The organism is Saccharomonospora halophila 8 (genome assembly GCF_000383775.1).
GTDB lineage: Bacteria > Actinomycetota > Actinomycetes > Mycobacteriales > Pseudonocardiaceae > Saccharomonospora > Saccharomonospora halophila.
Window position 1 is genome coordinate 5,953 of sequence record NZ_KB912481.1, and the last position, 5,162, is coordinate 11,114.

General features: G+C 72.3%; 3 protein-coding genes and 2 pseudogenes. 1 reads left to right on the forward strand and 4 read right to left on the reverse strand.

The window, feature by feature from the left end; genetic code table 11:
* A pseudogene (locus SACHA_RS19630) lies at positions 1-1,313 on the forward strand (hypothetical protein); the annotation flags it as partial.
* A gap of 90 nt (positions 1,314-1,403) precedes the next feature.
* Here SACHA_RS19630 and SACHA_RS0100960 read toward each other — a convergent pair.
* The 4 genes and pseudogenes from SACHA_RS0100960 to SACHA_RS0100975 all read right to left on the reverse strand — a co-directional run.
* Positions 1,404-2,189, reverse strand: a complete 786-nt coding sequence (locus SACHA_RS0100960; protein WP_332253511.1) for an LPXTG cell wall anchor domain-containing protein — start codon at positions 2,187-2,189, stop codon at positions 1,404-1,406.
* A 202-nt stretch (positions 2,190-2,391) separates the two neighbouring features.
* Positions 2,392-3,309 carry a cation diffusion facilitator family transporter gene (locus tag SACHA_RS0100965; protein ID WP_019806476.1) on the reverse strand — a complete coding sequence of 306 codons (918 nt, stop codon included), beginning with the start codon at positions 3,307-3,309 and terminating at the stop codon, positions 2,392-2,394.
* A 180-nt stretch (positions 3,310-3,489) separates the two neighbouring features.
* Positions 3,490-4,731 carry a mannose-6-phosphate isomerase, class I gene (gene manA / locus SACHA_RS0100970; RefSeq protein WP_020628574.1) on the reverse strand — a complete coding sequence of 414 codons (1,242 nt, stop codon included), beginning with the start codon at positions 4,729-4,731 and terminating at the stop codon, positions 3,490-3,492.
* A gap of 68 nt (positions 4,732-4,799) precedes the next feature.
* Positions 4,800-5,162, reverse strand: a pseudogene (locus SACHA_RS0100975) (hypothetical protein); the annotation flags it as partial.

A 5,162-nucleotide genomic window follows, 5' to 3' on the forward strand; every position in this document is an offset into this window, starting at 1 on the left:
TGCTGATCCCGACGACGCTGCTCGCCCGGCGGAGGTGGGCCGACCTGCCGACACGGCTCCGGCCGTGGGCGGGCGGGTGGTTGGCCGCCCCCACGGTGGCCTTGGCGACCCTGCTCGGTGGCGGCTTCGGCGCGGGGCTGGCCGTCACCGCCCGCCACCTGCTCGACGCGGAGCTGCACCTGCCCGAGGGCTACGACCTGGTGACCCTGCTGTGGGGTGGCGGACTCGCTCTGAGCACCGTGGTCGGCCTGTTCGGGGTGGCCGTGGCGGTGCCGTTCCGGCGGGCGCGGCGCGGGGTGCCCGAGATCCTCCGGCTGATGGGCATCCGGGCGCGGGACCGGCGGGAGGCCGCCGACGCCTGGGCCCGGGCCGGATGGGAACGCAAGTATCTGCACCGGGTCGTGCTCGGGATCGCGCTCGCCCTCAGCGCGGGTGCCACGGTGCTGGTCGCCCTGCGGGTCGCCGGGGTCGACGTCCCCCCGGCGCTGGATCCGTTGTCCGGCGCCGGTGTGCTCGCCCTCGGGCTGCTCGCTGCCGGCCTGCTGCGCGCCGTGTACACCTCGGCGACGGCACCCCGGCACGGGCGGCATCTCGCGGCCTTCGCCGACCTGGTGTGCTTCTGGCCGCGTGCGGCCCACCCGGGTGTCCCCCCGTCCTACGCCGTCAAGGCCGTTCCCGAACTCGCCGAACGGGCGCGCGGCCAGCTGCGGGATCCGGAACGCCGGGTCGTCCTCGCCGGCTACCACGTGGGCGGCCTGCTCGCCGTGATGGCCGCGGGCCGACTCGCCGCGGACCTGTCCCCCGCCGAGCGGGACCGCCTGGGGCTGGTCACCGCCGGGGCGCCGTTGCAGTGGGGGTACCAGCGGGCGTTCCCGGCCGTGTTCGCCCATCCGGGCCTCGCCCGCCTGTACGGCATGCTCGGTCAGCGCTGGCGGGGGTTGTGCCGCGGTACGGACACTTTCGGCGGGGGCGCCACCACCTGGCGTCACCAGGTGACCGACGGCGCCCTGCTCGGTGTCGGATACCTCCCCGACGGCAGCGTGGGCCCTCTTCCGGCCGCGTTCCGGAACGAGCCGGGGGTGCTCGTTCTCGGCGGCGACCACTGGTTGCCCGACCCGATGCCGGAGCCCACGGAGGCCCGTCGCTGGGTGGCCGGGCTCCGCAGGCACGCCGACTACGTCGTCGACCCGGAGTGGGACCGGGCGGTCACCCTCGCGGCCGGCCTGGAACCCCCACCGCACCACCCACCACCCCCCGAGACCGCGGGCGGCGCGGCGGGCGTCCCGACCTCTCCCCCGTCCGGGAGACCGTGAAGGGCACTTTCCCTGCGTGTGACGCAGTGAGGGGCACATTCCCTGCGCCGGACGCAGGGAATGTGCCCCTCACGGGAAAGCCCGGGTCGCTCAGCCCCTGGAGCGGCGGATGCGGGTGAGAGCCAGCAGTGCGCCGCCGCCGAGCAGGAGCGCTGCTCCCAGAGCGATCAGCCAGCCGCTGCCGAAGCCGGTGGAGGCGAGGTCGTCGTTCTCGTTCACCGGGGACACCGTGGTCTCGGTCGTCTGCGGCGTGGTGCCGGAACCGCCGGTCCCGGTCGTGGTCACCTCGGTCCCGGTCGGGGTCTCCCCGCCCGGCTCCGTCCCGGTGGTGGGCCGGCCGGACGAGGTACCCGGTGCGTCCGGCCCGTCGTCCCGCGTCGGCTCGTCCGGCTCCGAGGTGGGGGTCTCGGACGTCGTTTCGGTGGGCTGGTAACCACAGGCGAACCAGTGACTGATCGCCGGGATGTTGCCGCCGCCGTTCAGCGGGGCCCGCAGATCCGTCCACGCCGGCTCGCCCGGCAACCCGTTCTCACCGGGCTTGTAGACGTTGTAGCCGTTGGCACCCTTCACCACGATCGCGGTGACCTCGGTGCGCTCGGGAACCTCGGTGATGTCGACGAAACGGTTCTGTTCCGGGACGCCCCGTTCATAGACGAGTTCCGGGACGTTCTCGACATCCCCGTCGTCGCCGTAGCTGACGAGGATGCCGCCCTCGTACTCCTCGCACGTCGTCGTGTTGCCGCCGTGCGCGACCGCGCGGGGGTCCTCGCCGGGCTGCTCCTCCGCGGCGACGGCACCCGCGGTGGCGGTGGCCGTGCCGACGAGCAGGCCGCACGCCAGACCGGCGGCGACGGTGCGGGGACGGAACCTCGACATCAGGGACATTCGGCACTCCGGGTACGGAAAGGAGGAACTGATCAGGGGGGCCATGATCTTGGCATGGTCCGGGAGGACCCTAATACGCGGGTGGCCCGGACAGCCCGCCCCGCGTTTTCGGTGACCGGATCGACTCCGATCCTTTACCGCAGCCGGTGCGAATCGCGTCCGATTCGCAACCTCGGACGCGATTCGCCGCCCCTCACACCGGCACGCGGTACAGATCCGGCTCCAGATAGATCAACCGGGCGGCCGGCACCTCGGCACGGACGCGGTGTTCCGCCCCGTCGATCGCGGCCGCCACCGCGGCCAGTTCGAGCCCCGGTCGCAGGGCCAGCTTGGCGGCCACCAGCAGTTCGTCCGGGCCCAGGTACTGGGTCCGGACGTGGATCACCCGCTCGACCTCGTCCCCGTCGGCGAGCCGCTCGACGATCGTCTCGAGTTCGCGGTCTCCGGCGCCCTCGCCGACGAGCAGACTCTTCATTTCCACGATCAGGACGAGGGCGATAATCCCCAGCAGGATCCCGATCATGATCGTGCCGACGCCGTCCCACACGGGGTTGCCGGTCACCACGGCCAGTCCGACCCCGAACAGCGCGAACACCAGTCCGAACAGCGCACCCGCGTCCTCGAGCAGTACGACGGGCAACTCCGGGGTCTTGGCCTGCCGGATGAACGCCCACCAGGACCTGTCTCCCTTGATCGCACGGGACTCGACGATCGCCGTGCGGAAGCTGTAGGTCTCCAGTGCGATCGCCACCAGCAGGATCACCACGGCGACCAGCGGCGAGTCGAGGTCCTCGGCGTGGCCCACCTTGTGCACGCCCTCGTACAGCGCGAACGCCGACCCCAGGGTGAACAGCACCAACGCCACCACGAAGGAGTAGAAGTAGCGGTCCCGCCCGTACCCGAACGGGTGCAACCGGGTCGCTCTGCGCTTCGCCGTCTTCTGCCCGAGCAGAAGAAGTCCCTGGTTCGAGGTGTCCGCCACCGAGTGCACCGACTCCGCGATCATCGACGACGAGCCGGTGATCAGGAACCCGACGAACTTGGCCAGAGCGATCCCCGCGTTCGCGAACAGTGCCGCCAGGATCGCCCTCGTTCCCCCGTCGGCCGCCATGCGTGTCCCCCTCCGTGTCTCGTCTCACCACCGGACCCGGGCAGTCTAGAGCCGAACACGATGCGCCACCGCGACGCCGGGAGAACGGACGGCCACGGTGTGTCCGGCCCCACACGGGTGACCGCGGCCGGTCCGGACTCCGCGGGACGATGCGGGACGATCCGGACACCCCGGGGTCGGTCAGGTGCAGGTACCCGCGGTGGCGCGGAAGACCCGCGCGGGTGCCGCACCGACCGGACGCAGCTCCACGGCCGGGTCGGCGGCGGGCAGCCACACCGACTGCCCCCGCCGCAACTCGACCTTGGTGCCGTCCTCGGAGCACAACAGCAGCTCGCCCGCCGTACACAGCAGGATCTCCGGACCGGTGCCGTCCAGGCGGACCCCGGCCCGCTCGTGGGAGGACCATTCGAGGCGGGACAGCTCGAACTCGGTGGCGTCGGTGTGGTACACCGCCACCCGTCCGTCACCGTCCGGACTCCCGCCGGTCAGCACCGGCATGTCGCCGCAGGCGAAATCGACCACCCGCAGCAGTTCCGGGACGTCCACGTGCTTCATCGTCAGCCCGCACCGCAGGATGTTGTCCGAGTTGGCCAGGATCTCCACGGCCGTCCCGTGCAGGTACAGGTGAAGATTGCCCGCGGGCAGGTACAGCGCCTCCCCTTCCCGCAGGGTCAGCCGGTTCAGCAGCAGCGCGGCGAGCACGCCCGCGTCGTGGGGATGTGTCTCCCCGAGTTCGAGCACGGTGCGGCACTCGGTGTCGAACTCTCCCTGCTCCTTGACATGCCGGACACACGCGTCGAGCACCTCGGGCAACAGCCGGTCCAGCGTGGGCTGTGGCAGTGTGATCCACGTCGTGAACAGGGTGCGCAGCCCGTCCGCATCGGGCTGGGCGGCCAGCAGGTCGGTGTACTTCGTGAGGCCGGGCGTGTCGATCGCCCGCAGCAGCCGAACCGTCCGGTGCGGATCGCGGAACCCGGCGAGGGCGTGGAACTCGGTCAGTGCGCAGACCAGCTCCGGCTTTGCGGTGGAGTCGGGGTAGTTGCGGTGGGCGGCGTCGCGCGGGATGCCCGCCTTCTCCTCCCGCGCCCATCCCTCGGCGGCCTGCTCGGCGGACGGGTGCGCCTGCAGCGACAGCGGTTCCTCGACGGCCAGAATCTTGAGCAGGAACGGCAGCCTTCCGCCCCAGCGCGCCGCGCAGCGGGGGCCGAGCTGTCCTTCCGGGTCGCCGTCCACGAGGTCGAGCAGGTTGTGTTCGATGCCGTCGGCGTCGACGACGTGGGAGGGGTCGCCGGGATGGGCGCCCACCCACAGCTCCGCCTCCGGGTGGGGGGCCGGTGCGGGCCGACCCAGCAACTCCGGGATCGTGGTCCGGGAACCCCACGCATAGGGCCGGACTGCGTTCCGCAGCAGTTCCACGGTCAACTCAACTCCTCGCCGGCTGTCGTCACCGGCCTGGTCACTCGGGCCTGGTCGCTCGGTCGCGCCGGCTGCTAGACGGTCACCGGTGCGGCGTGGCCGGTGCCTCCGATCGTTCCCGCCGCGAGGCCGAGATACAGCGCCGCGATCTCGAGTCGCAACGCCAGTACGGCCGCGCGGCCCGCCTCGTCGGCCGAGATCTCCTCGGCGGGGGCCAGCAGATCGGCCGAGGTCAGGATCTCCCCGGCCTGGTGGCGGGCGGTGTCCGCGACCGGTCCGGTCCGCACGGACAACAACAGCGCCCGGGGTGTCGGGCCCTCCGTGGAGAGGTCGTCCGGGTCGGCGAAGATGTCCCGCTCCCCGGAGCCCGCGACGGCCGCGCGGCGCAGCGCGGGACGCGCCATCGCCTGGCGGTACCCGGACACGTCCGCGACGAC

Bases quoted from the DNA above. Each gene is read 5' to 3' on its own strand.
- SACHA_RS0100960 (WP_332253511.1), bottom strand. From the start codon at position 2,189: ATGTCGAGGTTCCGTCCCCGCACCGTCGCCGCCGGTCTGGCGTGCGGC.
- SACHA_RS0100965 (WP_019806476.1), bottom strand. From the start codon at position 3,309: ATGGCGGCCGACGGGGGAACGAGGGCGATCCTGGCGGCACTGTTCGCG.